Origin of the sequence: Pseudomonas sp. (assembly GCF_050739935.1) — a bacterium.
Taxonomy (GTDB): domain Bacteria; phylum Pseudomonadota; class Gammaproteobacteria; order Pseudomonadales; family Pseudomonadaceae; genus Aquipseudomonas.
Map to the genome: position 1 here is coordinate 1 of NZ_JBOICF010000077.1, position 25,190 is coordinate 25,190.

General features: G+C 59.7%; 25 protein-coding genes and 1 other RNA gene. 15 read left to right on the top strand and 11 right to left on the bottom strand.

What is annotated here, in order from left to right:
• Window positions 1–179: 179 nt before the first annotated feature.
• The gene (locus ACRER8_RS15290; protein WP_431747078.1) at window positions 180–1,346 is read left to right on the top strand and encodes a zinc-binding metallopeptidase family protein; all 1,167 of its coding nucleotides are present in this window, start codon (window positions 180–182) and stop codon (window positions 1,344–1,346) included.
• Between the two features lie 165 nt (window positions 1,347–1,511).
• The gene (locus ACRER8_RS15295; RefSeq protein ID WP_431747079.1) at window positions 1,512–3,317 is read left to right on the top strand and encodes a putative bifunctional diguanylate cyclase/phosphodiesterase; all 1,806 of its coding nucleotides are present in this window, start codon (window positions 1,512–1,514) and stop codon (window positions 3,315–3,317) included.
• A 26-nt stretch (window positions 3,318–3,343) separates the two neighbouring features.
• Here the strand turns inward: ACRER8_RS15295 and ACRER8_RS15300 are convergent, their stop codons facing one another.
• Window positions 3,344–3,832 carry a GNAT family N-acetyltransferase gene (locus tag ACRER8_RS15300; RefSeq protein ID WP_431747080.1) on the bottom strand — a complete coding sequence of 163 codons (489 nt, stop codon included), beginning with the start codon at window positions 3,830–3,832 and terminating at the stop codon, window positions 3,344–3,346.
• A gap of 208 nt (window positions 3,833–4,040) precedes the next feature.
• Here ACRER8_RS15300 and ffs point away from each other — a divergent pair.
• The 4 genes from ffs to ACRER8_RS15320 all read left to right on the top strand — a co-directional run bounded on the left by ffs (window position 4,041) and on the right by ACRER8_RS15320 (window position 7,116).
• Window positions 4,041–4,137: signal recognition particle sRNA small type (ffs, locus tag ACRER8_RS15305), an RNA gene on the top strand.
• A gap of 114 nt (window positions 4,138–4,251) precedes the next feature.
• Window positions 4,252–4,752 (top strand): hypothetical protein, encoded by a 501-nt coding sequence (locus ACRER8_RS15310; RefSeq protein ID WP_431747081.1) that lies wholly within the window; start codon window positions 4,252–4,254, stop codon window positions 4,750–4,752.
• Window positions 4,745–5,119, top strand: a complete 375-nt coding sequence (locus tag ACRER8_RS15315) for a hypothetical protein (protein ID WP_431747082.1) — start codon at window positions 4,745–4,747, stop codon at window positions 5,117–5,119. The genes ACRER8_RS15310 and ACRER8_RS15315 overlap by 8 nt, the downstream gene beginning before the upstream one ends.
• A 35-nt stretch (window positions 5,120–5,154) precedes the next feature.
• Window positions 5,155–7,116, top strand: coding sequence for a hypothetical protein (locus ACRER8_RS15320; RefSeq protein WP_431747083.1), 1,962 nt, complete (start codon window positions 5,155–5,157; stop codon window positions 7,114–7,116).
• Between the two features lie 63 nt (window positions 7,117–7,179).
• Here ACRER8_RS15320 and ACRER8_RS15325 read toward each other — a convergent pair whose 3' ends face one another.
• The gene (locus ACRER8_RS15325) at window positions 7,180–7,398 is read right to left on the bottom strand and encodes a hypothetical protein (RefSeq protein ID WP_431747084.1); all 219 of its coding nucleotides are present in this window, start codon (window positions 7,396–7,398) and stop codon (window positions 7,180–7,182) included.
• Between the two features lie 384 nt (window positions 7,399–7,782).
• Between ACRER8_RS15325 and coaA the strand changes: the two genes are divergently transcribed.
• The 4 genes from coaA (at window position 7,783) to ACRER8_RS15345 (ending at window position 11,335) form a co-directional block, all read left to right on the top strand.
• Window positions 7,783–8,685 (top strand): type I pantothenate kinase, encoded by a 903-nt coding sequence (gene coaA, locus ACRER8_RS15330; protein ID WP_431747085.1) that lies wholly within the window; start codon window positions 7,783–7,785, stop codon window positions 8,683–8,685.
• Between the two features lie 334 nt (window positions 8,686–9,019).
• The gene (locus ACRER8_RS15335; RefSeq protein WP_431747086.1) at window positions 9,020–9,385 is read left to right on the top strand and encodes a Rap1a/Tai family immunity protein; all 366 of its coding nucleotides are present in this window, start codon (window positions 9,020–9,022) and stop codon (window positions 9,383–9,385) included.
• A 110-nt stretch (window positions 9,386–9,495) separates the two neighbouring features.
• Window positions 9,496–10,074 (top strand): TetR/AcrR family transcriptional regulator, encoded by a 579-nt coding sequence (locus ACRER8_RS15340; protein WP_431747087.1) that lies wholly within the window; start codon window positions 9,496–9,498, stop codon window positions 10,072–10,074.
• A gap of 37 nt (window positions 10,075–10,111) precedes the next feature.
• Entirely contained in the window at window positions 10,112–11,335 is a 1,224-nt protein-coding gene (locus ACRER8_RS15345; RefSeq protein WP_431747088.1) for an MFS transporter, read from the top strand.
• A 54-nt stretch (window positions 11,336–11,389) separates the two neighbouring features.
• Here ACRER8_RS15345 and ACRER8_RS15350 read toward each other — a convergent pair whose 3' ends face one another.
• Both ACRER8_RS15350 and ACRER8_RS15355 read right to left on the bottom strand, forming a co-directional pair.
• The gene (locus tag ACRER8_RS15350; protein ID WP_431747089.1) at window positions 11,390–12,229 is read right to left on the bottom strand and encodes a PhzF family phenazine biosynthesis protein; all 840 of its coding nucleotides are present in this window, start codon (window positions 12,227–12,229) and stop codon (window positions 11,390–11,392) included.
• A gap of 126 nt (window positions 12,230–12,355) precedes the next feature.
• The gene (locus ACRER8_RS15355) at window positions 12,356–12,841 is read right to left on the bottom strand and encodes an N-acetylmuramoyl-L-alanine amidase (RefSeq protein ID WP_431747090.1); all 486 of its coding nucleotides are present in this window, start codon (window positions 12,839–12,841) and stop codon (window positions 12,356–12,358) included.
• Between the two features lie 75 nt (window positions 12,842–12,916).
• On the opposite strand from ACRER8_RS15355, the gene ACRER8_RS15360 reads away from it, so the two are divergent.
• From ACRER8_RS15360 to recR, 5 genes are all read left to right on the top strand, one after another.
• A complete protein-coding gene (locus tag ACRER8_RS15360; protein ID WP_431747091.1) occupies window positions 12,917–13,075 on the top strand; it encodes a hypothetical protein in 159 nt (52 codons plus the stop codon).
• A 112-nt stretch (window positions 13,076–13,187) separates the two neighbouring features.
• On the top strand, window positions 13,188–15,362 hold the full coding sequence (dnaX, locus tag ACRER8_RS15365; protein WP_431747092.1) for a DNA polymerase III subunit gamma/tau: 2,175 nt from the start codon (window positions 13,188–13,190) through the stop codon (window positions 15,360–15,362).
• A 67-nt stretch (window positions 15,363–15,429) separates the two neighbouring features.
• Window positions 15,430–15,756, top strand: coding sequence for a YbaB/EbfC family nucleoid-associated protein (locus tag ACRER8_RS15370; protein WP_110947173.1), 327 nt, complete (start codon window positions 15,430–15,432; stop codon window positions 15,754–15,756).
• Window positions 15,757–16,040: 284 nt separating this feature from the next.
• Entirely contained in the window at window positions 16,041–17,075 is a 1,035-nt protein-coding gene (locus tag ACRER8_RS15375) for an NADP-dependent oxidoreductase (protein ID WP_431747093.1), read from the top strand.
• Between the two features lie 63 nt (window positions 17,076–17,138).
• Window positions 17,139–17,741, top strand: coding sequence for a recombination mediator RecR (recR, locus tag ACRER8_RS15380; RefSeq protein WP_431747094.1), 603 nt, complete (start codon window positions 17,139–17,141; stop codon window positions 17,739–17,741).
• A 120-nt stretch (window positions 17,742–17,861) separates the two neighbouring features.
• Here the strand turns inward: recR and ACRER8_RS15385 are convergent, their stop codons facing one another.
• From ACRER8_RS15385 to ACRER8_RS15415, 7 genes are all read right to left on the bottom strand, one after another.
• Window positions 17,862–18,410 carry an adenine phosphoribosyltransferase gene (locus ACRER8_RS15385; protein WP_431747095.1) on the bottom strand — a complete coding sequence of 183 codons (549 nt, stop codon included), beginning with the start codon at window positions 18,408–18,410 and terminating at the stop codon, window positions 17,862–17,864.
• A gap of 67 nt (window positions 18,411–18,477) precedes the next feature.
• Window positions 18,478–19,212 carry a fumarate/nitrate reduction transcriptional regulator Fnr gene (fnr, locus tag ACRER8_RS15390; RefSeq protein ID WP_404630786.1) on the bottom strand — a complete coding sequence of 245 codons (735 nt, stop codon included), beginning with the start codon at window positions 19,210–19,212 and terminating at the stop codon, window positions 18,478–18,480.
• Window positions 19,213–19,332: 120 nt separating this feature from the next.
• Complete coding sequence (hemN, locus tag ACRER8_RS15395; RefSeq protein WP_431747096.1) at window positions 19,333–20,715, bottom strand: oxygen-independent coproporphyrinogen III oxidase; 1,383 nt, start codon at window positions 20,713–20,715, stop codon at window positions 19,333–19,335.
• Window positions 20,716–20,995: 280 nt separating this feature from the next.
• A complete protein-coding gene (locus ACRER8_RS15400) occupies window positions 20,996–21,679 on the bottom strand; it encodes a sulfite exporter TauE/SafE family protein (RefSeq protein WP_431747097.1) in 684 nt (227 codons plus the stop codon).
• 162 nt (window positions 21,680–21,841) lie between these two features.
• Window positions 21,842–22,057 (bottom strand): cbb3-type cytochrome oxidase assembly protein CcoS, encoded by a 216-nt coding sequence (ccoS, locus tag ACRER8_RS15405; RefSeq protein ID WP_431747098.1) that lies wholly within the window; start codon window positions 22,055–22,057, stop codon window positions 21,842–21,844.
• A gap of 17 nt (window positions 22,058–22,074) precedes the next feature.
• The gene (locus ACRER8_RS15410; protein ID WP_431747099.1) at window positions 22,075–24,528 is read right to left on the bottom strand and encodes a heavy metal translocating P-type ATPase; all 2,454 of its coding nucleotides are present in this window, start codon (window positions 24,526–24,528) and stop codon (window positions 22,075–22,077) included.
• A gap of 121 nt (window positions 24,529–24,649) precedes the next feature.
• A complete protein-coding gene (locus tag ACRER8_RS15415; protein WP_431747100.1) occupies window positions 24,650–25,189 on the bottom strand; it encodes a FixH family protein in 540 nt (179 codons plus the stop codon).
• Between the last annotated feature and the right edge of the window lies 1 nt (window position 25,190).

A 25,190-nucleotide genomic window follows, 5' to 3' on the forward strand; every position in this document is an offset into this window, starting at 1 on the left:
GTCAGATACCTATGCGTTTACTGACCCAACGCGGTTCGCCAGCAGCGACTCCTACAATTGAGGCTAATTACCGACAGCCATCACGCCGTTTCCAGCACAGTTACAACCCTGAAAAAAATATCTGGAACCCCTGCAACCACGCAGTGATCTAGTGCTTGCAGCCCATTCAGGAGATCACCATGTTCCAGTTCTTCGAACAACTCAGCACAAGGATCGCGGCGCCTTTCGTCGGTGAGAGCAAGCGTAACAGCAAGGTCTGGCAATGCCGCTGTGGCCAGTCAGTGTTCTTCCGCAACAGCCAATGCCTGGCATGCTCGGCTGCACTGGGTTATCTCCCCGAACAGAGCAAGATTGCCGCCCTGGAACCTGGCCCGGATCTCAATACGTGGCGTTTGAGCGACGAACCGCAGGCGGGGCTTTACCGCCGTTGCGCCAATCTCGACACGCCCGCTGCCTGCAATTGGATTTTTCCTGAGCACAATGCCGGAGAATTCTGTGTCGCCTGTAGCCTCAACCGGACCATCCCGGACCTGTCCATCCCGGAAAATCCTGAACGCTGGCTCAAGATCGAAACCGCCAAGCGTCGCATGATCGCGCAGCTGATTACCCTTGGGTTGCCTGTCATTGCCAAGAGTGCCGACGAAGAGCGCGGCCTGGCGTTCGAGTTTCTCGGCGTCGACCTGCAAGGCAACCTGCCCACTACCGGCCATGCGAATGGCCTGATCACCCTCAACGTTGAAGAAGGGGACGACGCCATCCGTGAGAAAGTTCGCGTGCAGATGCATGAACCTTATCGCACGTTGCTCGGACATTTCCGTCATGAGGTAGGGCATTACTATTGGGATCGTCTGATCGCCAACACCTACTGGCAAGATGGCTTCCGCAATCTGTTCGGCGATGACCGCGCCAGCTACGCCGACGCTCTCGACCATCATTATCAGCACGGTGCCCCGGCGGACTGGCAGCAGACTTATGTCAGCGCCTACGCGACCATGCACCCATGGGAAGACTGGGCCGAAACCTGGGCGCACTACCTGCACATGATGGATGCGGTCGATACCGCCCTGAGCCTGGGCATGAGTGCCCGCGACATGGACCTCGACTATCAGCCATTCGAGCTGAACACCCTCTATGATCCGCAGCATCCGGGTGGGCCGGCGTTCCTCGCATTCGTCAACGCCTGGATCGAACTGGCGGGCATGCTCAACGAACTTTCGCGTGCCATGGGTCAGCCAGATTTTTATCCATTCGTGTTGCCACCCGCGGTGATTACCAAGCTGCATTTCATTCATCTGGTGATACAAGACGCGGGCGGCAAGGCGGATGAAGTGCTGCAGGTGCAGTGATCCATTCGATTGGAATGCAGAGGCTGTTTTCTGCAACTTCGCGACCGCGGATCTGTCATCGCCGCCGGTCTGCGAGTGCCTGCAAGGGCCTGGATCTAATGCTATTTTCCCCAACAATATCGTTTTGATACTACTGGCGAAAAGCAGTTGCACAGGGATCCGCAAATGGCCAATAGCGCACCAATACCATTGAACGAGGCCTCCCGGCTTTCCCGTATCACTCATATGGGTCTTCTCGATTCGGCCTCCGATGAAGTGCTGGATCACATCGTTGATATGGTTACCCATTACTTCGATGTGCCCATCGCTCTGGTCTCGATTGTCAGCGAGCACCGGCAATGGTTTCGCGCGGGCACCGGTCTTGACGAGCGCGAGACGCCACGGGAAATATCTTTCTGCGCCTATTCGATCCTCAGCCACGAAGTGTTTCAGGTCGCTGATGCGCGCCTTGACCAGCGTTTCAAAGACAACCCGCTGGTGGTGGGCGAGCCGCACATTCGTTTCTATGCCGGCGTGCCCCTGGTGACCGCCGATGGCCTCGCCTTGGGCACGCTGTGCATCATCGACAGCAATACCCGCCTGCCGCTCGATGCCCGTGACGTCACCATGCTTGAGATGTATGGCAAGCTGGTGATGAAACGCTTAAACAACCTGCGCAAGGCCAGCTATGTCGATCAGCCGACAGGGCTGTTTAACCGGCTGCGTCTGGAAGAAGACATCATTGCCCTGGCTGACCGTGACGATCACGCGCTGGTGGCGCTGGACATGGTCAACCCGGTTTTTCTCGACAGCATCGTCAAGGCGCTGGGCTATAGCTTCGCCCAGGAACTGGTGCGCAGCATGATCGATGCCTGCCGCGAGCAGTTGCCCGCCGATACCGCGCTGTACAAGGTCAGCCCGACCCGCATAGCGCTGCTCACGCGGCACGACGGCCCGGAGCAGGCCGAGCAACTGTTTCGCAAGCTGATCGCACATTTCCAACGGCCCCTGATCTGCCGCAACATCCCGATCCAGATGGACTTGGGCATTGGCGTGCTGCCGTTGGGGCTGGGGCGTAGTGATGAGAAGGACTGGATTCGGCTGGTGGTCAGCGCTGCGGACGAGGCACGGGGCAAGGCCACTGGCTGGCGCTGGTACGAGCCACACCTGGACTTTGCCCAGCAGCGCGCGTTTCTGCTGCTGGCGTCGCTGGCCGAAGCGGTGCGCAGCCAGGATCAGCTCTCGTTGGTGTTTCAACCGAGGCTGGAGGTGAGCACCGGCCGCATCGTCACCGTCGAAGCACTGTTGCGCTGGCAACATCCGGTGCTGGGGCCGATCAGTCCGGCCGAGTTCATCCCATTGGCGGAAAAAACCGCGCTGATTCGCTCGTTGAGCCTGTGGGTGCTACGCCATGCGGTCGCTCAGGCAAGAACCTGGCAACAGCAGGGCTACGCCTTCAAAGTGGCGATGAACGTTTCTGCCATCGACCTTGCCAATTCGCAATTCAGCGATGCCTTGTTCGAGCAGTTGGCGATCAGCGGACTGGATCCAGGCCGCTTCGAGCTCGAATTCACCGAAAGCGCGCTTTGCGACAACCCCGACATTACACGGCAGCAACTCGAACGCCTGCGCGCGCTGAACGTCGACATCGCGATCGACGACTTCGGCACCGGTTACAGCAACTGGACCTACCTGCGTCAATTGCCGGCCACCACGGTCAAGCTCGACAAATCGCTCGTGGAAAACCTGGAAGCCAATGAAAAGGATCGTCGACTGGTCGAAGCTATCGTCGATCTGGCCCGACGGCTCGGCTACCGTGTGGTGGCAGAAGGGGCGGAGACCGAAGGCGTCTATCAAATCCTCTGCCAGCTCGGCTGCCATGAAGTGCAGGGCTACCTGGTCGCGCGTCCCATGACCGCCAGCGCGCTGGAGCACTGGATGAATGGCGAACGCAACAATAAGGTCAGGCAATTGCGGGCGCTGGGCGGCTGAAGGGCTGAAGGCCGGTCAAAACAATGTCAGGGCAATCTGCGGACCATCCGCCGCTCGAAACCCGCTGCCGCTATGACCGTATCGTCGCTGAACGCCCAGCCCGCGGCCTGATAAAGCGCCAGAGCCGCGTGGTTTGTGGGATGCACCGTCAGCATCAATTGCTCGATCTCTGGCCATAGGTCCGACACCACCGTTGGCAGCAACCGCAAGCACGTATGCCCCAGCCCGAGCCCTTGATAGCGGTGATCGATAATCAGCGCGTGCAACGTCGCGGTCCGACCCTGTGCCCAAGCTGGCAACAGCGTCCGGCGCTTCAGCAGAAAAAAACCCCTCGGGACGTCTTCCACCAGCAGCACGTAACCCTGGATATCAGGGAAAGGGCGAGCGGTGAGCCCATGCAAGGCGCCGTGAATATCGCCGAAGGTTGTTTTCTGCTCGTCCAGCAGTTCGATCTGCTGCACCTGCGAGCGCTGCGAGGCAGATAATGCCTCGTATTTCATCAATGTACTTTCCATGAGCGCCACCTTGCCCAGTCCTTGGCCCTTATGTCCAGAGTCTGGTGGCTGCTGATGCCTCGATATCGCCGAACAGCCCGACTCCTCTGGCACTGCACAAGTGCTTGAGCGCTATCAAATTTTTTATCTGGCACCAGAGGTTGTAACTTCGCGCCAGACCGGTACAATGGCGCGGCTCGCCGACTGGCGAGTGTCGTTATGGTGACCCCATCGGTCCCCCCGCAACGATTACCCGTGAACCTGGTCAGATCCGGAAGGAAGCAGCCACAGCGGGAACATTGTGTGCCGGGGTGTGGCTGGTGGGGTTGCCTCCTATCTTTGATCCCTTGCTGCGCTAGGGTTCTCAAGCAACAAATCCCCACTTCGTGACAGCCTTTTCCGTTCGCGCCTTCATGACTTTTCAGCCTCATCGTTGAAGAGTGGCATACTTGCGTGCCTGGCATTGCGAGGTGGAGCAAGTGGACAAAATTGACGACATCACCCAGGAAAAAATCCGGGAGTGGCAGATGCGTCGCCTGGAGATCAAGGACCGGATGCAGTCGCATCCCGACCAGACCCTTGAGCTTTCGCGGGTGCTGGACCTTATGGATGACGAGCATGCTGCGATTCTGGCTGGCGCGACGTTCAGCAAGAGCGCGGATGTGCCCGAGAAGAGCGCGCCGAACGAGTCATCGGAAACTGCGCAGCGTTCATCTCGCTTGGGTGCAAGCACACTCGATCTTCAACTGAAAATCACGGCAAATAACGCTGATGACCTGCGTAAATTGCTCGATATCGCTATCTACGAAATGAACAGGCAGATCGATATGGCCGACGGCAAGGTTGGGAGTGAGCGCCGGAAATATCCCGGAGCCATGTCAGGCACCTTGGGTGACTACCACTTCGAACTCGGCATTAATGACGAGGCAGGTCATGAGTGAGGCAAGCGAAGGACAGGCTGCACCGTGGATGGTGCGTGAAACGCTGGCAAAACAGTTGGTGCCTTTGCTTGAGCTTTACGATGTCAAATGGCGTGGGCACGGGATGATCTATGTCGACGACCAGCACTACAACATTGACACGGCTTACAGGATAGTTGCCGATCTAAGTGCAAGCCTGGATGTTCCCGTTGATCAAATCAGGGCAAGACTCGTCGAGTTGGGCTGGCTCAACGACGTTCGTCACTCTTCGTCCACCAGAAAGGAGGCTGTGCGCGTTGATGACGAGCCGGCGTCCCGCTCGACCTCTTGGGAGGACGAGTATGAATATGACGATTTTGGACCAAATGACGACCGGGGTCACGAGTGACCCCGTCGCTTGCTTTTTCATGGCTGTGAGGCTGTATGCGCCCGGAACACTTTGATCTGTCCAGCCCGGTTTTCCTGCCTGTCACCGCTGAAACCTGCGAGAACCTTAAAGCCGGTACGGCAGTTCTCGATGATTTGACGGACACAGAGCTGGCAGCGGTTCTGGTCATCCAGAATCTGGCGCAGGCGTCAGAAAAAGACCTGACTTGCGACGCAGCCGAAAAAATTCTGAGCAGGCTTATTGCGTGGTCTGTCGACACCCGCTCTTCTTCCTCCACAAGCTTATTATCGGAAGCGCGCCGACTGTTCGACGCGCGCAAGTTGTACTTCGGCCTCAACGCCATCAAAGGCCTGAACGTGCGTCTGCTGCTGGCCGAGGAGGTGTCGGCCAGGGATTATTTGTTGCCCGATGGGAAATGGGATGTCGGATACAAGATTCGTCATCACCGGAGCAATGATCCGTTTAGCGAGCAGATGGTCACGCGGCGGCATCGTGAGCGCTGGTTGAGTACGGCGCAGGACAAACTGGTCAGGACTTTCCGCGCCAATCTGGATGAAGATCTGCATGTTCAGGGTTATGCAGGTATCGGCAAAAGCCACCTGTTGGGGGTGTTGTTGGAGTGCCTGCGTCCCGAGAGGACGCTTTTGTTGGCGCGAACGCCCGGCAAGCTCGGTGCTCTGCGCAAGCGTTTAAAAGGCACGCATGACAAGGACAGGCAACCTGGCTCGACTTTCAAGGCCTTTGCCCAAGCGCTATTGGGCGGTCCTCTGTTTGAGCCCGAGCGCGCAACGGGTAAGGGGCTGAGCAAACAGGCTTTGGCGCAGGAACTGAACGTTTTCGGCTTTCGCGATCATGGCGCGCTGGCGACGCTGGAAATCTGCCTGAATGTACTCGAGCGCTACTGTCAGTCTCGGGATCACAGTCTTTCGAGCAAACATCTGCCCCATTTCAAGCTGCCCCTGGCCGCAGTGGATGTCCAGGTGATTCTGGAGTACTCAAGCCGGCTCTGGGTTTATCTGGAGGCGAACCCGGCCTGGGGCGCTCAGACCGGATTCGAGGCGTTGTCGATGATAAAACGCGCCAGCCTCGCAGGCTGTGTGATCCCGGCCCGCTATACGCACATCCTCATTGATGAAAGCCAAGATATTCCGGCCTCGCTGCTGCAGATCATCGAGGGCGGTCGCCAGGTGTTGATTACCTTGGGAGACGAGTATCAGCGGGCCAGCGGCGGGATGGTCAAACGCAAGCGGGAGATCCGTCAGACCGACATCAGCTATTCCGTCCGATCTGGCCGCAATGTCGAGCGCATAGTCAATCCGTTGATCTTCCAGCACTCGGAGAAAGGCAAGGTTCCATTCGAAGGTTCGCGTGATGCGGACGTCAGCATTGAAGAGTACCCGCAAGGTTTCGTGCCGCCGGAAGGCTGCGTGGTGCTGACCGCATCACGTTGGGACAGCATGAAATGGGCCATCGAATTGCAAGCGGCCAATTGCCCGTTTGGCTACCTGGACCATGCGGCGCAGAAAGACCTCGAACACTTCATGACCACTGCCGTCGGTTTGTTCAAACCAAACTTCTACTCGCCGGAGCGCAGCGCACAGGGACTGCATCCTTTTTTCAGCGACTTGACAGACTGGCAGCAGGTACGTGACGCCAATCGGTTCGACGAGTCGTTTCTTTGGGTCGAGGCCCAGCTGGAAAGGGGCTTCAATATGGCCGATGTTTCCCGCTTGAACAGGACGTTGGGCGTTATTGGCAAGCGCTGCATTCTGGTGCTGGCGCAGGAGGCGGGGGGGATGGAGTTCGATCAGGTGCTGCTGACGCCTGAGTTACTGACCAACGTGAAATTCAAGGACGCCTACGAGTTCGACCAACGCATTTGCGCGGTATATATAGCTATTTCTCGGGCGAGACGGCAGCTCTATGTTCCTTACGATGTGGTGGAGTGGATCGACTACCACCGGTATCAGAAATACCGTGAGTCTCATGGCTACTGACGGCGCTTTTTTTCCGTACTCGCGAGGTAGCTTGTTCTCGCCATAAAAGGCGCCCCAGCCGACTCAGCGACGAAGGTGCGCACTGCCGCCTGCATGATCGCTCGCAAACTGTTTCCCTGCAGGCGTCCGCTCTGCCACCACGCATCCATCCTTGATCGACACGGCGGCATATCCCTGATCGCGTAGATAAAGCAGCGCCGTGAAATCCAGCGGATTGATTCTTGAAACGGCTTCATCAGCAAGCGTAGCGAGTAGTCGGAAAGCCAAGGATTCAATCCGCATGGGGAAGCGCCTCTGGGAGCGTCGGTTTTGGTGGCTATTTGTCACCACCACGTCCGATGGAGTTCCATTTATTTGAGATGAATTCTCCAGGTCCATGACATTTCAAGGATGGGCCGTCGTGTCCTTAGGTTTCAGGCTGCGAAACCCCTGCGAGTATTTGCTGAGTGGTCATCATCTAGTACCGGATCGCGTAAGGCAGTCGTTTTCTCAGACGCCTGATCTGGCGCATTCCCCGGCACCGGCTCAACGTCAGCTGCGCCAATAATGCGTGGCAAATCAAAGAAATCTGCCCCGCTTTTGGGTCAATACGATAGTCTTCGCACCATTGTCGATACGGACACCTGGATTGGAAGGCTATAGATGGCGCCTGATGACTATCTCGTAATGACCAGCGCAGAGTGGGCGGGGCTGCGCGCCAGCACGCCACTGACTTTATCCGAAGAAGATCTGGCGGCGTTACGAGGCGTAAACGAAGATATTTCTCTGGAAGATGTCGTCAACATCTATCTCCCCCTGTCGCGCTTAATCAATCTGCACGTCAGCGCCGCGCGCAACCTGGCCAGCATCAAGGACACTTTCCTCGGTCGGCCTGCGAAGCGACAGACATACGTGGTCGCAGTCGCTGGCAGTGTCGCGGTAGGCAAAAGCACGTTTGCCCGTGTGTTGCAGGCGTTGATGGCGCGCTGGCCGGATCATCCGCGGGTCGATCTGGTCACTACCGACGGATTCCTGCATCCCAATGCCAAGCTCGATGCTGGCGGCATCATGCATCGCAAAGGCTTTCCGGAAAGCTACGATCGCAAGCGCATGGTCAAGTTTCTGTCCGATCTCAAGGCAGGTGTCGCCGTCATCAGCGCGCCGGTCTATTCACACATCAGTTACGACATCGTGCCGGATAAATTCCTGCAGATCAGTCAACCGGACATCCTGATTTTCGAAGGGCTGAACGTGCTGCAGACCGCAGGCAACGATGGTCAGAAGCCTGGGAGCATCGTGTCGGACTTCTTCGATTTCTCGATCTATCTGGACGCTGACGAGGGTGACATCGAGCGTTGGTATGTCGAGCGTTTCCTGATGCTGCAACGCACTGCGTTTCGCGCACGCGGCGCCTATTTCCGGGAGCTGGCCGATCTGCCGCCGGAAAAATCCCCGGAGGCTGCACGCAAGATCTGGCGTGACATCAACCGGCCGAACCTGCTGGAAAACATTCTGCCAACCCGTGAACGTGCGAGCCTGGTGGTGCGCAAGACGGCGGATCATTCGGTAAAGGAATTGTGGTTGCGATAGCGGCCTGGATCGCGTGCCTCATGGTGCTCTATGCAAGCCCCTGTAGATACTCCGTTGGCGGTGACGTTCTTCTAGGCGCCGCCTGACTCTGTAGGAGCCGGCTTGCTGGCGAACTGGCTGTGTCAGGCATTGTTGTAGATTTGACCGATATACCGCGTTCGCCAGCAAGCCGGCTCCTACAGCTACGCAGCACTTGTATGAGCCTTGGTATTTTTCCTTGGCACCGAGACAACATCCAAGCGGCACGGCTTGCCCGCGGCAGCTATTTCAAGCCCGCCTGCGCCGGCAAGCCGGACTGCTATAGAGGCGTAGGACGATGGGGGATAGCTCAATCATGGCCAAGACAATCCTGTGCTCAACGGCACTCGCCTTGTGCTTCAGCGCTGCCGCCATGGCCGACGGCAACAAGTTGTTGCTCGAATGCCAGGACGGTATCAACAGCATGAGCGGCGGTGCGGCTAAAAACCCGCTGGGTATCGGTCACTGCGTCGGGGTGCTGCAAGCGACCATCGACACCCTTGACCTCGTTCACGAAGCCGGTGGCACGCCCGAACTGGTCTGCGTGCCCGAAGGCGGAATTCCGATGATCCAGTCGATGCGCATTGTGGTTCAGTCGCTCGAAGAGCATCCGCAGAGCCTGCACCTGAATGAATCTGTGCTCGTCGTCTCGGCGCTGAAGAACGCCTTTCCCTGCCGATAAATCCAACCCGCCTTTTCGCCGTCCGTCGCGTGGACCAAGCAGCGAATGGCAAGATTTGACTATTTATCTATCCTTACCGGTCAGTACATATGCCAGTCAGGATTGAGCCAATGCCGACCCCTCGGGATTTCAGTGCCAACCACCAACGCCTGATCGACGCTGCCTCCGCGCTGTTCTTTCGCGACGGTATCAATGCCACGGGGATTGCCGCTGTCGCAGAATTCGCTGGCGTATCGAAGATGACGCTCTACGCGCACTTCGCTTCGAAAGACGAACTGATCGTAGCGTTTCTCGACAAGCGCAACGAGCGTTGGGACGCCGCAGTGCAGCAGACGCTGGCGTCCAATGAGTCCCCCGCAGCGCAATTGCTGGGGTTATTCGACCTGCACCAGCAATGGCTTCGCGAGGGCGGATGGCGGGGTTGCCCTTACGTGAACTCCGCAGCCGAGTTCCCCGACCGTACGCATCCGGTGCGCCTGGCGGTTGACCGGCATAAGCGCGGTGTGAAAAGGCATCTGCTGGACTTGGCCGAGGCAGCCGGCCTGTCAAATCCGCAGACGTTGGTGAGACGAATATTCATGCTGCTTGAGGGAGCGTTTCTCACCGGAGCTCTCGAAAACGATGACAGCGTATTTCTGATAGCCAAAGACTTGGCGGCAGAGCTGATCACCGCAGCGCAATCTGCGTAAGGCTTTTCCCTCACTCACCCCAGAAAGGAAGCTGACGATGCGTATTAATGCTCTGATTGTGGTGTTGCTGACCGGCCTGGTGGCCGCAACGTTCGGTTTCGGTATCTACCTGTTTGCGCAGTTGGTGCCGGACATGCGTGCCAGCCTCGGTTTCGACATCTCCTACGTCGGCAGCATCACGGCGGCAGGGCAGTTCGGGTTTCTGCTGTGCGCACTGCTGGCGGCCTGGATCACACCGCGAGTCGGCGGCGGCTGGGTGATCTTTGGCTCGGGGGTAGTCTGCGCGACGGCCCTGCTGCTGATCCCGCTGACCCACGATATCCTGCTGATCGGCGCGCTGCTCACGGTATTGGCGGGCACCGCGGCCACGGTGTTCGTACCCATGGTGGACGTGATCTCGCGCACGGTCGCCTTCAAATATCGGGGCATGGCCATGGGACTGGTGTCCAGCGGCACCAGTTACGGCGTGTTCGTCAACAGTCTGCTGGTGCCGCTCTACGCACCACAGGGTGAATGGCGCATGGTCTGGTGGATTGTCGGCCTGATCACCGTGGCCATGGCGATTGGCGTGGTGGTGGTGTTCAAGCGGGCAGCGTTGTTCGTCATCAACACTGACTCCACAACAACCGATGATCCGACAACCAAGGTCGGCAAAACCGCACTGATGCAGCCTTGGGTGCTGACGGTATGGATGATGAATTTCCTGCTGGGCTTCTCGACCTTTCCTTTTCAGAACTACCTGTCCTCCTACCTGCGCACAGAGTTGGGTTTCGACGTGACCTACACCGCGCAAATCTGGGCCAGCATCGGTTTCGTCGGCATGTTCGCCGGCCTCGCGGTCGGTTGGCTGTCTGACCGCATCGGGCTGCGCATAGCGATGATGCTGGTCTACGGCTGCGTAGCCCTCGCTGCGCTGATCCTCGTCACTCATCCTGCGGGTTACTGGCCGCTGGTGGCGGGGGTGCTGTTCGCCCTGGCGTTCTATCCCATCTTCGGCCTGATCCCCGCGTATGTGTCGAAAATGGTCGGCAGCGCGGCATTGGCCGTCACCATCTTCGGCGTCGCCAACATTCTTCAGGGCGTGGGTGGGATGATCGGCAACTTCAGCGGCGCAGTGCTGGCCAGTTTCAACGGCTCGTTCGTGGGGGTATACATCGCCATTGGCCTGGTCGCAGTGCTGCTGGCGGGGTTGACCCTGCGCTTGCCGAAAGAGGCCAGTGACATACAACTGAGGGATACGGTGGTCCCCGCCAGCACCTGACGGAAGTGTGAAATGGCCGACCTCGCCGATAACGGGTCGGCATTCGCTGGAGAGTTACAGCGTGACACTACCCTCCACGCATTTCTGCACATCACCCCCGACCCAGATCCGCTCGCCAATCTGCTCGATGCTGATCCTTCCGCGATGACCGATCACGGTACCCTGGCGTGCGGTGTATTTGCTCGGCGCCAGGCCCGCGCCGATCAGCCACTGGGCGAGGCTGGCGTTGAGGCTGCCGGTGACCGGGTCTTCGATACCATTGTCGCTACTGATCAGGGCGCGTACTTCGAAGTCCGCCTCGGCGTCAGGACCGGTCCAAGGTGCGACGACGCCTACATTCAGGCCTTTGAAGGCAACGTAGTCAGGGCGGATCGCCAGCAATTCTTCGCGGCTTTCCAGCATGACCGCGACCCACCCCGGACCATTGTCGGCCCACTGGCTGGCGACGATGCGCTCGGGTGCCAGGCCAAGCCCGGCGGCGATGTTGTGCAACACCTCGGCTTCCACCGGGCCGCTGCGTAACAACGGCGGAGCGGAGAACGCCAGGCCCGACTCGTCGCGGCGAATACGCACCAGCCCCACGCCACACTCCTGAACGATCTCGTCGGCCTTGGGGATGCCGCCGTTATCGAGCCAGACGAAACAGCTGCCCAGCGTTGGATGACCGGCAAACGGCAACTCGCGGGTGGTGGTGAAAATACGCACGCTGTAATCGGCGTCAGGGTGGGTTGGGCTCAGCAGGAAAGTGGTTTCGCTGAGGTTGGTCCAGCGTGCGAATGCGGCCATCTGCGCGTCGGTCAGGTCATCGGCGGCAAACACCACCGCAAGCGGATTGCCTTCGGTGGCGGCGCCGGAAAAGACGTCTACTTGTTGGAAACTCAGTGTCTGGGGCATGGCGCTCTCCTGATGTGCTGTAGGGCGCGGTCACTCTAGTCAGGAGAAAACGCGCTGTATATGCACAGTTCCACACCCATTCACATGGAATGTGTGTGGTCGGCGGAGGCCAGAACCGCGCCAGTATCAGTAGCGTTTCAACCAGGCCGCGACATCGAATGACGGACAGGCCTTGATGAACTCGTTCGGCGTGATGATGCCGTCGCCGTTGCGGTCTGGAGACAGATCCCGATGCCCCAGGATGCGAGCTTCGGGATAGCGCTTGCGTAGCTGGTCGAGCAAGCCGTGCAGGGCAACGAATTGCGCTGCGGTGAAGTTGTTCGCCGGTTTGCCCGCTGCGTCCACGCCACCTACCATGCACACGCCGATGGAGTTGGCATTATGTCCTTTGACGTGGGCGCCGATGGCATTTTCCGGTCGACCGGTTTCCACATCGCCGTTGCGGCGGATGACGTAGTGATAGCCCACCGTATCGAAGCCGCGTTGGCGATGCCATTGGGTGATCTCCCTTACGCCGATGTCTTGATTGGGGCGGGTGGCCGAACAATGCACGACCAACAGGTCCGTGGTCTTGCGAACGCTCGGTATGTAAGCCGGGTGTGATGCATTCATGTTGCTGCTTCCTTGCAGGGTGATTGGAGTCCTGAAAAGAATACGTGTCGCGGCAACAGGTCAACGGAGCAAAGGTTGCAAAAGGTCTCGGTCGCGATCTGCGGCGTCGCCTTCAATCACTCCACGAAAATCGGCGCCCCGCTCAGATCGGCCATGGGCGTCTGTCTGCGGGGGACCATGGCGCTGTTCAATTCGGCGCCGCTCAGTGTGGATTCCAGCACGATCGAGCAGTGATGGCAGTCTGGCAACAGGTTGTTTATATGCGCCACCATATTGCCCGGATGCAATTTTGCCCCCGCTCCGCTAGCATTAGCGGTCTTCCGCAACCCAGTCGCGACGGTTTTCAATGAGTTATCAGGTTCTTGCACGTAAATGGCGTCCGCGCTCGTTCCGCGAAATGGTCGGCCAGACCCATGTGCTCAAGGCCTTGATCAACGCGCTGGACAGCCAGCGCTTGCACCATGCCTATTTGTTCACCGGTACGCGCGGGGTCGGCAAGACCACCATCGCGCGGATTATCGCCAAGTGCCTGAACTGCGAAACCGGTATCACGTCATCGCCCTGCGGCGAATGTTCGGTGTGCCGGGAGATCGATGAAGGGCGTTTCGTCGACCTGATCGAGATCGACGCCGCGAGCCGCACTAAGGTCGAAGACACCCGCGAACTGCTGGACAACGTGCAATACGCGCCGAGCCGTGGGCGCTTCAAGGTCTACCTGATCGACGAAGTGCACATGCTCTCCAGCCACTCCTTCAACGCCTTGCTCAAGACGCTGGAAGAGCCCCCGCCCTACGTCAAATTCATCCTCGCGACCACCGATCCGCAGAAACTGCCAGCGACCATCCTGTCGCGCTGTCTGCAATTCTCGCTGAAGAACATGACCCCCGAACGTGTGGTCGAGCATCTGACCCACGTTCTGGGCGCGGAAAACATTCCGTTCGAAGACGACGCGTTATGGTTGCTCGGTCGCGCCGCCGACGGCTCGATGCGTGACGCCATGAGTCTGACCGACCAGGCTATCGCGTTCGGCGAAGGCAAGGTGCTGGCGACCGATGTGCGGGCCATGCTCGGGACACTGGATCACGGCCAGGTCTACGACGTGCTCACCGCGCTGATCGATGGCGATGCGCGCTCCCTGCTCGAAGCCGTTCGCCATCTGGCCGAGCAGGGCCCGGACTGGAGTGGCGTGCTGTCGGAGATTCTCAACGTGCTGCACCGCGTAGCCATCGCCCAGGCATTACCCGAAGGCGTCGACAACGGTCACGGTGATCGCGACCGCGTACTGGCACTGGCCCAGGCGCTGCCCGCCGAAGACGTGCAATTCTATTACCAGATGGGGCTCATCGGTCGTCGTGACCTGCCCCTGGCGCCGGACCCGCGTGGCGGCTTTGAAATGGTGCTGTTGCGCATGCTGGCCTTCCGTCCGGCCGATAACGACAACGCGCCGAGACGGCCGTTAAAGCCGGTGGGGATCAACCCGGCCACGGTTGATTCCCAGACAACGGTGGCCGGTGCAGCGCCTGTTGCGTCGGCACCCGCTTACGTTCCGGCCACTGCTGCGCCATCACCTGCTGCTTCACCCGTTGCCGCCTTGCCTGTCGCCGAGCAGGTCGCGCCCGCTGCTGCAGCTCCGGTCGCGGCACCTGCGCCTGAAGAAGCACCTGCAGCCCCGCCAACGGAAGAAATCGACCTGCCCTGGAACGAGCCCAAGGCTGCGCAGCCGATCAGCGCGCCTGAGCCCGACCCTTTTCCGGCACCTGTTGCCGAAGAAATCCCGGAGCCAATGCTCGACACCGTGGCCGAGCAGCCCGAGCTCACACCAATGCCTGCCCCGGCGCCGGCCAGCCCCGTGCCGGATGCGCCGGAGGTCGAGTCACAGGAACAACTGCAGGCGGCGGCCGATATGGTCACCCCGGCCATGCTCGAACACGTGCCTGAGGCGGTGCCGTATGTGCCCGCGCCGATGGAGCGTGACGACGAGCCCCCGCCAGATGACGATTATTACGAACCGGATGTCGACATTGATCCGGCGTCGTTCGCCTATCTCGACGATCTGGCCCACGAAACCGTCGAGGCGGTGGAGAAGGAGCCTGAACTGTTGCCCGCCGCCAAGCCCGCTACCGGGTTGGCCGCGGACTGGCTGGAGCTGTTCCCGAAACTGCCGATCTCCGGCATGACCGGCAGCATTGCCGCCAACTGCACGCTGATCTCGGTACAGGGCGATAGCTGGCTGTTGCACCTTGATCCGGCCCACAGTGCGCTGTTCAACTCCACGCAGCAGCGTCGTCTTAACGATGCGCTGAACCAATACCATGAACGCACCATCAATCTGAGTATCGAGCTGATCAAGCCCGAACAGGAAACCCCGGCCCAGGCGGCTGCGCGTCGGCGTGCCGATCGTCAGCGCGAGGCCGAGGCTGCGATTCACGGCGATCCGTTCATCCAACAGATGATGCAGCAGTTTGGCGCGAGCATCCGCGAAGATACCATTGCTCCGGTGGACGTCCCGGTAACCCCTTAATGACCGCGAGGCGCCAAGCGGGTTTGGCGCCGCGCAATAACCCCATCGACTTTCGAGGAGTATTCCCATGATGAAAGGTGGCATGGCTGGCCTGATGAAGCAGGCCCAGCAAATGCAGGAAAAAATGGCCAAGATGCAGGAAGAGTTGGCCAACGCCGAAGTGACCGGCCAGTCGGGCGCAGGCCTGGTGAGCGTGGTGATGACCGGTCGCCATGACGTCAAGCGCGTCACTCTGGATGACAGCCTGATGCAGGAAGACAAGGAAATCCTTGAAGACCTGATCGCTGCCGCCGTCAACGACGCCGTGCGCAAGATCGAAGCCGCGAGCCAGGAAAAGACCGCCAGCATGACCGCCGGCATGCAACTGCCGCCGGGTATGAAACTGCCGTTCTGATCGTGCGTCAGCTGTAGTACCCGATGCCAGGCCCCGTGCCTGGCATTTTTGTTTGTGACGTGGACCGATTCTGCGGTTTACGCATGGCCTGTGGGAGCGAATTCATTCGCGAAAATCTCAAGGGCGGTAGAGATGTTTCAGTAGTGCCTGCCATTGCGAATGAATTTGCTCCCACAGTAGTCCGTGCCGTTGCTGATATTCGTGTGTACCGCTTCCCCACATTCAACCGAACGCCCACCGACAGTCACGGTCTGCTTTTTATAGTCATTCAAGGAGCCGCTCCGATGTCGCAAGAATTGATCCTCAACCAACGTATCGTCCTTGCCTCCCGCCCCGAGGGCGCACCGACACCGGAGAATTTTCGGCTTGAGCGCGAGGCGTTGCCTGACCTAGAAGAGGGCCAGGTTCAACTGCGCACGCTTTATCTTTCTCTGGACCCCTACATGCGCGGTCGCATGAGTGATGCGCCTTCCTACGCGCCGCCGGTGGAGATCGACGCAGTGATGGCGGGCGGGGCCGTCAGTGTGGTTGAACAGTCGCGCAATCCCACGTTCAAGGAGGGCGATCTGGTGGTCGGTCAGACTGGCTGGCAGACCCACAGCATTTCCGATGGCAAAAACCTGTTGGCGATGCCAAAGGATCTGCCTAGCCCGTCGATGGCCGTTGGCGTGCTCGGTATGCCGGGGATCACCGGATACATGGGGTTAATGGACATCGGCAAGCCCAAGGCCGGGGAAACCCTGGTGGTGGCGGCCGCGTCAGGTGCCGTGGGTTCGGTGGTCGGACAAGTGGCCAAGCTGCATGGGCTGCGCGTGGTCGGCATTGCCGGCGGCATCGACAAGTGTCGCTATGTGATGGACGAGTTGGGTTTCGACGCGTGCATCGATCACAAGAGCGAGCATTTTGCCGAACAACTCAACGAGGCCTGTCCCAGCGGCATCGACATCTATTTCGAGCTGGTAGGTGGCAAGGTGTTCGAGGCCGTGTTGCCGTTGCTCAATGAGCACGCCCGGATCCCTCTCTGCGGGCTGATCGCACAATACAACGCACAAGGCCTGCCGGAGGGTCCGAACCATTTGCCGCTGCTGATGCGCACACTGCTGACCAAACGCGCGCGGATTCAGGGTTTCATCGTTTTCGAGGAGTACTACCATCGCCTGGAAGAATTCATGCAGGCCATGGTGCCGCTAGTGAAGGACGGCAAGGTCAAGTTCCGAGAAGACGTGGTCGACGGGCTGGAACATGCCCCGGACGCGTTCATCGGCATGCTGGAGGGCAAGAACTTCGGCAAGCTGGTGGTCAAGGTGTCTCAAGGGTGATTTGACGCTTGCCAGAGGCGCGGGTATAAACCGCGTCTCGTGTTTTTGTGAGACTTTTCTTCAATGAGCTTCAGCCCTCTGATTCGCCAATTGATCGACTCCCTGCGCATTTTGCCTGGCGTCGGTCAGAAAACCGCCCAGCGCATGGCGTTGCAGTTGCTTGAGCGCGATCGCAGCGGTGGCTCGCGTCTGGCTCAGGCGTTGAGCCAGGCCATGGAAGGCGTTGGTCATTGCAAACAGTGCCGGACACTCACCGAAGACGAGCTTTGCCCGCAATGCGCAGATAACCGCCGCGATGACACGCTGCTCTGCGTGGTGGAGGGTCCGATGGACGTCTATGCGGTCGAGCAGACCGGTTATCGGGGCCGCTATTTCGTGCTCAAGGGGCATTTATCGCCGCTCGACGGCCTGGGGCCTGAGGCGATCGGCATTCCGCAGTTGATGGCACGGATCGAAGAGCAGGGCACCTTTACCGAAGTGATCCTGGCCACCAACCCGACGGTGGAGGGCGAAGCCACCGCGCATTACATCGCGCAGTTGCTCAACAACAAAGGCCTGATCACTTCCCGCATCGCCCACGGCGTGCCGCTGGGTGGCGAGCTGGAGCTGGTGGATGGCGGAACGTTGGCGCATTCGTTTGCCGGGCGTAAGCCGATCAAGCTTTGAGATCACACCGATATTTGTAGGAGCCGGCTTGCTGGCGAATGCTTAAGACCAGATACATCTTTGTCGACTGGCCCCCCGCGTTCGCCAGAAAGCCGGCTCCTACAGGAGCGCGGCTTCGCGCTATTTATCTGTCAACGCAAACTGCGTCAGGCAGAACGTCGGGATTTCCATGTCTTCCAGGCGTTGCGAGCCGCCGAGTTCCGGCAGGTCGATGATCGCCGCGGCTTCATGGACCTTCGCGCCCATGCGACGGATCAGGTTGGCCGCGGCGATCAGGGTGCCGCCGGTCGCGATCAGGTCATCGAACATCACCACCGAGTCGCCATCGCACAGACTGTCGGCGTGGACTTCCAGAAACGCTTCGCCGTACTCAGTCTGGTAACCCTCGGCCAGAACGTCAGCCGGCAGCTTGCCTTGCTTGCGAAACAGTACCAGCGGTTTGTTCAGTTCATATGCGATGATCGAACCGATCAGAAATCCACGCGCATCCATCGCACCCACATGGGTGAAGTCCGACTCGATATAGCGCTGGACGAAGCTGTCGATCACCAGGCGCAAGGCCTTGGGCGACTGGAATAGCGGCGTGATGTCACGAAAGATGATGCCGGGCTTAGGGAAGTCCACCACCGGGCGGATCAGGGATTTAAAGCTGAATTCGTCGAAAATCATCAAAAGGGTCCTGGGCAGGAAGCACGCGCAAAGAGCGTAGTCTAAGCCTGCCCGACCCTGACTTGCATCAGCTTTCCAGCGAACCGCCCGCCAGCGCACACAGCTGGATAGGGTCCAGGATGTGGATTTCCTTGCCTTCGGCGGCGATCAGTTCGTTCTGCTGGAAGCGCGTAAAAACCCGCGACACCGTTTCCACGGCCAGCCCCAGATAGTTGCCAATTTCATTGCGCGACATGCTCAGACGGAACTGATTGGCGGAAAACCCCCGCGCCCGAAAGCGGGCCGACAGGTTGACCAGAAAAGTGGCGATGCGCTCGTCAGCGGTTTTCTTCGACAGCAGCAGCATCATTTGCTGATCGTCGCGAATTTCCCGACTCATGACCCTCATCAACTGGCGACGTAGTTGCGGCAATTGCACCGAGAGTTCGTCCAGACGCTCGAAGGGGATTTCGCATACCGACGTGGTCTCCATGGCTTGGGCGGAAACCGGATACGCCTCGGCATCCATGCCCGACAGGCCGACCAGTTCGCTTGGCAAATGAAAGCCCGTGAGCTGTTCTTCGCCACTGTCGCTGAGGCTGAAGGTCTTCAAGGCGCCGGAGCGCACGGCATAGACCGAATCGAACCCGTCGCCCTGACGAAACAGAAACTCGCCTTTCTTCAGCGGACGGCCACGTTTGACGATTTCGTCCAAAGCGTCCATGTCTTCCATATTCAATGAAAGCGGGAGGCACAACGGGGCCAGGCTGCAATCCTTGCAGTGAGCCTGGGTGTGAGCACGCAATTTGACTGGCTCAGACATCGGGTAATTCCTTGTAAGAAAACACACATTAGTCGTAAGGGTAACCCAGGGGTTAAAGCTCCGACTAGCACGCGCCCTCCATGGCGTGAAAATGATTCCTACCGCTTCTGCGGAAACTTCCTAGATAACTCTAGAAAATCTCTGACGGTTTTGTAGGTCGAGGTATGCGTCGAAGACCATGCAGATCGAGCGCACCAGCAGACGTCCGGCGGGTGTCACGCGAATGCCGTTGGCGTCCAGATGAATCAATCCTTCCTTCGCCATGGTCAGCAACCTGGGCCATATCTCGTTGAAATAGCCACGAAAATCGATACTGAACCTGTTTTCGACAGTGGCGAAATCCAGTGAGCAATGACAGATCAATTGCGCGATGACCGCCCGACGAATGCGATCGTCCACATTGCACACCAACCCGCGTTTGGTCGCCAGTTGATCGCTGCCAAGCAGGCTTTGGTAGTCGGCCAGATCGCTGCTGTTCTGTGCGTAGAGGTCGCCCACCTGACTGATGGCCGACACGCCCAGACCGATCAGATCGCAGTGGCCGTGAGTGGTGTAACCCTGAAAATTGCGTTGCAGCGTGCCTTCTTCCTGTGCAATTGCCAGATCGTCGTCGGGCAGGGCGAAATGGTCCATGCCGATGTAACGATAGCCTGCGCCGGTCAGCTGTTCGATGGTGCGTTGAAGCATCTGCAATTTGTGTTCGGCGCTGGGCAGCTGCGCGTTGTCGATGCGCCGTTGTGGCATGAAGCGCTCGGGCAGATGCGCGTAATTGAACACCGACAGACGATCTGGCTGCAGCGCGATGACCTCGTCCACGGTGCGCGCGAAACCGTCCGGAGTCTGCAGCGGCAGGCCGTAGATAAGGTCGATGTTCACCGAGCGGAATTGCAGGGTGCGCGCCGCTTCGACGATGGCGCGGGTTTCGTCCAAGCTTTGCAGGCGATTGATGGCGCGCTGCACCAAGGGGTCGAGGTCTTGCACGCCCAGGCTGACGCGGTTGAAGCCCAGTTCACGCAGCAGGCCCATGGTCGACCAGTCGGCCTCGCGGGGGTCGATTTCGATGCCGTAATCGCCGGTGTGGTCGTCCATCAGGGTGAAATGCTTGCGCAGATGCGACATCAGCTGACGCAGTTCGACATGGCTGAGAAAAGTCGGCGTGCCACCACCGAAGTGCAACTGCTCGATGACCTGACGGCCATCGACATGGCAGGCGATCATCTGGATTTCCTGCTGCAGACGCTGCAGATAGGCCTGCGCGCGGCCCCGGTCCTTGGTGATGACTTTATTGCAGGCGCAGTAGTAGCAAATGTTGGCGCAGAACGGGATGTGCACGTACAGCGACAACGGGCGCATGGCCTTGCGGCTTTCACGCAGCGCGTGCAGCAGATCGAAAGCACCCACCTGATTATGAAACTGCAAAGCAGTGGGGTAGGACGTATAACGCGGTCCTGTCAGATCGTGGCGGCGGATGAGTTCAGAATCCCAACGAATGTCGTCGAGCATGCGGGCATTCCCGAAAAAGGCTGGCGGTAAGACAGTTTAAAGCGAGGGTGAGTGGGGGTTTTTGATCTGTATCAATGGATTTGATGGCGTTTGGAGGCTATACGCTGTTCCCCCCTGTGGGAGCGAATTCATTCGCGAGGCGTTACTTCGTCGATGCATGTCTATTGCCTGGCAGAGCCCATCGCGAATGAATTCGCTCCCACAGGGGATACGGGTTGCTCCTGGGCCTGCCAGCGCGCTTACAACGGCGTTGCGTACACATGCATTGCGGCGGCATGCCTCAATGCCCCATCAACCAATGCTGATGCGGGCCAGGGAAGGTCCACAGGCCAAAAACGATCACCAGCACTCCTCCGGCGATGCGTACGCCGCGTCGGCGCAGCAGCGCGGTGGTGTGTTCCGCGGCAAGGCCGGTAGCCAGCAGAACCGGCCAGGTGCCGATGCCGAACGCCAGCATCAACAGCGCGCTGGATAATGCATTGCCCTGGCTTGCGGCCCATAAAAGGGTGCTGTAGACCAGCCCGCACGGCAGCCAGCCCCACAGCGCGCCGAGCAACAGCGCCCGGGGCAGGTTCGATACTGGCAGCATCCGGCTGGCCAACGGCTGGATGTAACGCCACAACCCGCGTCCCAGCCCTTCGATGCGCGTCAACCCGCTCCACCAGCCCGCCAGGTACAGCCCCATGCAGATCAACAGCAACGCGGCGAGCACCCGCAACAACATCGCCCCCGGACTGTTGGCCACTGCCCATCCCGCTAGACCGATCAGAAGTCCGGCGCAGGCGTAACTGAAAATTCGCCCGAGGTTGTAGGCCAGCAGCAAGCGTAAGCGTCGGCTGCGCTGCTCCCTGGGTATGGCCAAGGTCAGCGCCCCCATCAGCCCGCCGCACATGCCCAGACAATGGCCGCCGCCCAGCAGGCCAAGGATCAACGCCGAGAGCATTTGGGGAAGCAGGTCAATCATGACGTTGGCCTGATGCTTCATGGATGTCTGTGCGGATGCCGTGAGCAAGCTCACCCCTGCAGCGAATGGTTGCTGAGCGCCGGTATTGCACCATTAGCGTGCTGTGTGGGAGCGAGCCTGCTCGCGAAAAGGGTAGCGAATGCGCCACGAAAGCTGAGCTTTTCACCCGATAGGCTTCTCTTCGGTTTTCTGCATATCCTTGCCCGATGCCTCATCCACACCCGCTTTATGATTCGGGTCCTGATCATCGAACAGAATGCTATGGGCCGGTCCATCCAGGTCGTCGTACTGGCCACTGTCCACCGCCCAGAAAAACACATAGATCGCCACCGCCACGATCAACAGGGCCACCGGAATCATGATGTAAAGCGCTGGCATTGAGCCTCCGGAATGCGTTACGCGGGCAGTGGCCGCTGAAGGCCAAGCCGGGCGGGTGCGTCTTGGTCAGGCCTCACCCGAGTCAGACGCAGTGCGTTGAGCACCACGATCAGCGAACTGACCGACATGCCCGCCGCCGCCCACAGCGGAGTGATCCAGCCCAGGGCGGCGAAGGGCAGCATGAGGCCATTGTACAGCCCGGCCCACAACAGATTCTCGATGATGATGCGCCGCGTGCGCCGGGCCAGTTCGAATGCCTGTACCAGCGCCTGCAAGCGGTTGGACAGCAATACCGCGTCGGCGCTGGTCTTGGCCAGATCGGTAGCCGAACCCATGGCCACGCTGATATCAGCCGCTGCCAGCACTGGCACATCATTCACCCCGTCACCCAGCATCAACACCTTGTGCCCTTGCGCCCGCAATTGTTGGAGGATCCTCAACTTCTCGTCCGGCTGCAGGCTCCCGCGCGCCTCGTCGATTCCCAGCTGCGCGGCGACATTGGCAACCATCGGCGAACTGTCGCCCGATAGCAGCAAGGTTCTCCATCCTCGTTGCCTACACGCCTCGATCAACGACGCGGCATCGTCGCGCACACGATCATCGAGCACCAGCCACGCCAGCGCCTGCCGTTCATCGCCCAGAAGCAGCCACTGACCCGGCTCGTTCGGCATGGCTGGTATCGGGCAGTTGCTCAAGGCGCAGACGAACGCCGGTTGGCCGATCCGCAATGAGCGGCCGCCAACGCGACCTTGCAGACCCAACCCTGGCGTGCTGATCACCTCCTCAGCGTTCAACGGCGTACTGCCGAATGCGCGGGCGATGGGATGCTCGGAATGGCTTTCCAGCGCCGCTGCCAGACACAGGCATTCGTCGCTGCCGAGCGAGCCCAGACTGCGAATGGCCCGAAGCGTCAGGCGGCCTTCCGTGAGAGTGCCGGTCTTGTCGACGATCACGGTGTCGATCTGATTCAACCCTTCGAGCACATGGCCTCGGGTCAGCAGCAGGCCGAGCTTGTGCAGGGTGCCGGTCGCTGTGGTCAGCGCCGTCGGGGTCGCCAGCGACAGCGCGCAAGGGCAGGTGGCTACCAGCATCGCCAGCACGATCCAGAAAGCCCGATGGGGGTCCAGTTGCCACCACAATAGCCCGATACCGGCCGCGAAAATCAGCGAAATCAGCAAGAACCATTGCGCTGCGCTATCAGCGATTTGCGCCACTCGCGGCTTTTCCGATTGCGCCCGTTCGAGCAGCCTGACGATGGCCGAAAGCCGAGTGTCGTGACCAAGGGCGAGGACCTTCACGGTCAGCGCGCTTTCGACATTCAGCGTACCGGCTGTGACCGCATCGCCAGGGCTGCGAGGCTGGGGCAGGTACTCCCCGGTCAGCAGCGATTCATCGATACTCGACCGACCGACCACGATGCGGCCATCTGCTGGCAGCACCGCGCCGGGGTGCACCAACACCCGATCGTTCACCCGTAGTTCGCTGAGCAGAATGCGCTCGCTCTGCCCGTGTTCATCCAGACGCAGGCAGGACGCCGGTAACAGATTGACCAACTGCGCCGTGGCAGCTGCGGTGCGCTCGCGGGCGCGACGTTCCAGATAACGTCCGGTCAGCAGAAACAACGCAAACATGCCTACCGCGTCGAAATACAGCTCGCCGATACCGGTCACCGCCGTCCAGATGCCCGCCAGATAGGCCATGCCGATGGCCAGCGACACCGAAAGGTCCATGGTCAGATGGCGGGTGCGCAGATCACGAACGGCGCCTTTGAAGAACGGCACGCAGCTGTAAAACACGATTGGGGTCGTCAGAAACATCGCCACCCAGCGCAGGATGGTGTGCATTTCCGGGCTCAGATCAATGTTGAATTCCGGCCAGGTTGCCATGGTCGCCATCATCGCCTGGAACCACAGCAATCCCGCGACGCCCAGTTGGCGCAGGCTACGGCGGTTTTCTCGCGCCAGTTGCTCGGTAGCCTGATCGGCTTGATAAGGGTGTGCGGCGTAGCCGATATTGCGCACCTCCCTCAATACTTGACTGAGCGGCAGTTCTGCATCGTTCCAGCGCAGTTGCAGGCGATGGTTGGAGAGGTTCAGGCGGGCTTCGGCAATGGCAGGCAAAGTGCGCAAATGTCGTTCGATCAACCAGCCGCATGCCGCGCAACTGATGCCTTCGATCAGCAGCGTGGTTTCGGCCAGATTGTCCTCGTGGCGCACGAACGGGGCCTGTACATCCGGGCGATCGTAAAGCGCCTGTTCGTCCGCCAACTGCGCGGGCAATGCCCGAGGATTGGTCGAGGATTCGCTGCGATGGCTGTAGTAGCTTTCCAGCCCTGCGTCGACAATCGCCTGCGACACCGCCTGGCAACCGGGGCAGCAGAATTCGCGCATTTCACCGAGCACGACAGCGCCGTAGCGACCGCCACGCGGGACGGGCAGGGCGCAGTGGTAACAAGGGATGGTTATGCCCACGGATCGTTCCCAGGCTGCGCATGGGAATGCCTCGACGGACGCCGCGCGTTCGCGATGGGTTGACGCTGAGCGTCATGGTCCGCGCTACCACGCTGAGGATGGAAGCGCTCATTCATCACTTTCACTTTTTAGTCTCTTCCGCGCCCTGAATCGGCTCGTCGCCCAGGATCAGATCCTTGCCGCGGGAGATGGACTCTTCTTCGAACAGGCGCCAGGTCTGGCTGTTTTCCACGCCGAGCAATTCGACGAACCGGCGACCTTCGACCCGGTCGCTCATCTGTCCAACGTAGCGCCCTGGTTGTGCGGGGCTGCGAGCCAGGACGATCTTGCGGTCTTTTTCCGGCTGGGTCGGTGAGATCAGGTTCAGCACCAGGGTTTCCGGCTGGCTGTTGCCGGCCAGGCGCAGGTTCGCTTCACCGGTGACGTCGTCCAGGCTGACGCTGGCGCGCAGTTTCAGGGCTTGCGCGAGCAGTTCGCGCTCCAGCGAGCGGTTGATGCCCTTACCGGCCTCGTAGTAATTGTCACTGACCAGATTATCGGGGTGAGTCACGGCGATGGTCACCATCGACAGCGTCAGGGCAACCGAGCAGGTCAGAATACCGATGATGATCCATGGCCAGAGATGCCTGTACCAGGGGCTTGAAGCAGTTGCTACGGTCATG

Excerpts from the sequence above, each read along its gene's own strand:
- ACRER8_RS15335 (WP_431747086.1), top strand. The coding sequence starts at position 9,020 with ATGGCCAAGACAATCCTGTGCTCAACGGCACTCGCCTTGTGCTTCAGC.
- ACRER8_RS15400 (WP_431747097.1), bottom strand. The coding sequence starts at position 21,679 with ATGATTGACCTGCTTCCCCAAATGCTCTCGGCGTTGATCCTTGGCCTG.
- ACRER8_RS15350 (WP_431747089.1), bottom strand. The coding sequence starts at position 12,229 with ATGCCCCAGACACTGAGTTTCCAACAAGTAGACGTCTTTTCCGGCGCC.
- ccoS (WP_431747098.1), bottom strand. The coding sequence starts at position 22,057 with ATGCCAGCGCTTTACATCATGATTCCGGTGGCCCTGTTGATCGTGGCG.
- ACRER8_RS15315 (WP_431747082.1), top strand. The coding sequence starts at position 4,745 with ATGAGTGAGGCAAGCGAAGGACAGGCTGCACCGTGGATGGTGCGTGAA.
- coaA (WP_431747085.1), top strand. The coding sequence starts at position 7,783 with ATGACCAGCGCAGAGTGGGCGGGGCTGCGCGCCAGCACGCCACTGACT.
- hemN (WP_431747096.1), bottom strand. The coding sequence starts at position 20,715 with ATGCTCGACGACATTCGTTGGGATTCTGAACTCATCCGCCGCCACGAT.
- ACRER8_RS15370 (WP_110947173.1), top strand. The coding sequence starts at position 15,430 with ATGATGAAAGGTGGCATGGCTGGCCTGATGAAGCAGGCCCAGCAAATG.
- ACRER8_RS15320 (WP_431747083.1), top strand. The coding sequence starts at position 5,155 with ATGCGCCCGGAACACTTTGATCTGTCCAGCCCGGTTTTCCTGCCTGTC.
- ACRER8_RS15355 (WP_431747090.1), bottom strand. The coding sequence starts at position 12,841 with ATGAATGCATCACACCCGGCTTACATACCGAGCGTTCGCAAGACCACG.
- ACRER8_RS15375 (WP_431747093.1), top strand. The coding sequence starts at position 16,041 with ATGTCGCAAGAATTGATCCTCAACCAACGTATCGTCCTTGCCTCCCGC.
- ACRER8_RS15415 (WP_431747100.1), bottom strand. The coding sequence starts at position 25,189 with ATGACCGTAGCAACTGCTTCAAGCCCCTGGTACAGGCATCTCTGGCCA.
- dnaX (WP_431747092.1), top strand. The coding sequence starts at position 13,188 with ATGAGTTATCAGGTTCTTGCACGTAAATGGCGTCCGCGCTCGTTCCGC.
- recR (WP_431747094.1), top strand. The coding sequence starts at position 17,139 with ATGAGCTTCAGCCCTCTGATTCGCCAATTGATCGACTCCCTGCGCATT.
- fnr (WP_404630786.1), bottom strand. The coding sequence starts at position 19,212 with ATGTCTGAGCCAGTCAAATTGCGTGCTCACACCCAGGCTCACTGCAAG.
- ACRER8_RS15325 (WP_431747084.1), bottom strand. The coding sequence starts at position 7,398 with ATGCGGATTGAATCCTTGGCTTTCCGACTACTCGCTACGCTTGCTGAT.
- ACRER8_RS15340 (WP_431747087.1), top strand. The coding sequence starts at position 9,496 with ATGCCGACCCCTCGGGATTTCAGTGCCAACCACCAACGCCTGATCGAC.
- ACRER8_RS15290 (WP_431747078.1), top strand. The coding sequence starts at position 180 with ATGTTCCAGTTCTTCGAACAACTCAGCACAAGGATCGCGGCGCCTTTC.
- ACRER8_RS15300 (WP_431747080.1), bottom strand. The coding sequence starts at position 3,832 with ATGGAAAGTACATTGATGAAATACGAGGCATTATCTGCCTCGCAGCGC.
- ACRER8_RS15345 (WP_431747088.1), top strand. The coding sequence starts at position 10,112 with ATGCGTATTAATGCTCTGATTGTGGTGTTGCTGACCGGCCTGGTGGCC.
- ACRER8_RS15385 (WP_431747095.1), bottom strand. The coding sequence starts at position 18,410 with ATGATTTTCGACGAATTCAGCTTTAAATCCCTGATCCGCCCGGTGGTG.
- ACRER8_RS15295 (WP_431747079.1), top strand. The coding sequence starts at position 1,512 with ATGGCCAATAGCGCACCAATACCATTGAACGAGGCCTCCCGGCTTTCC.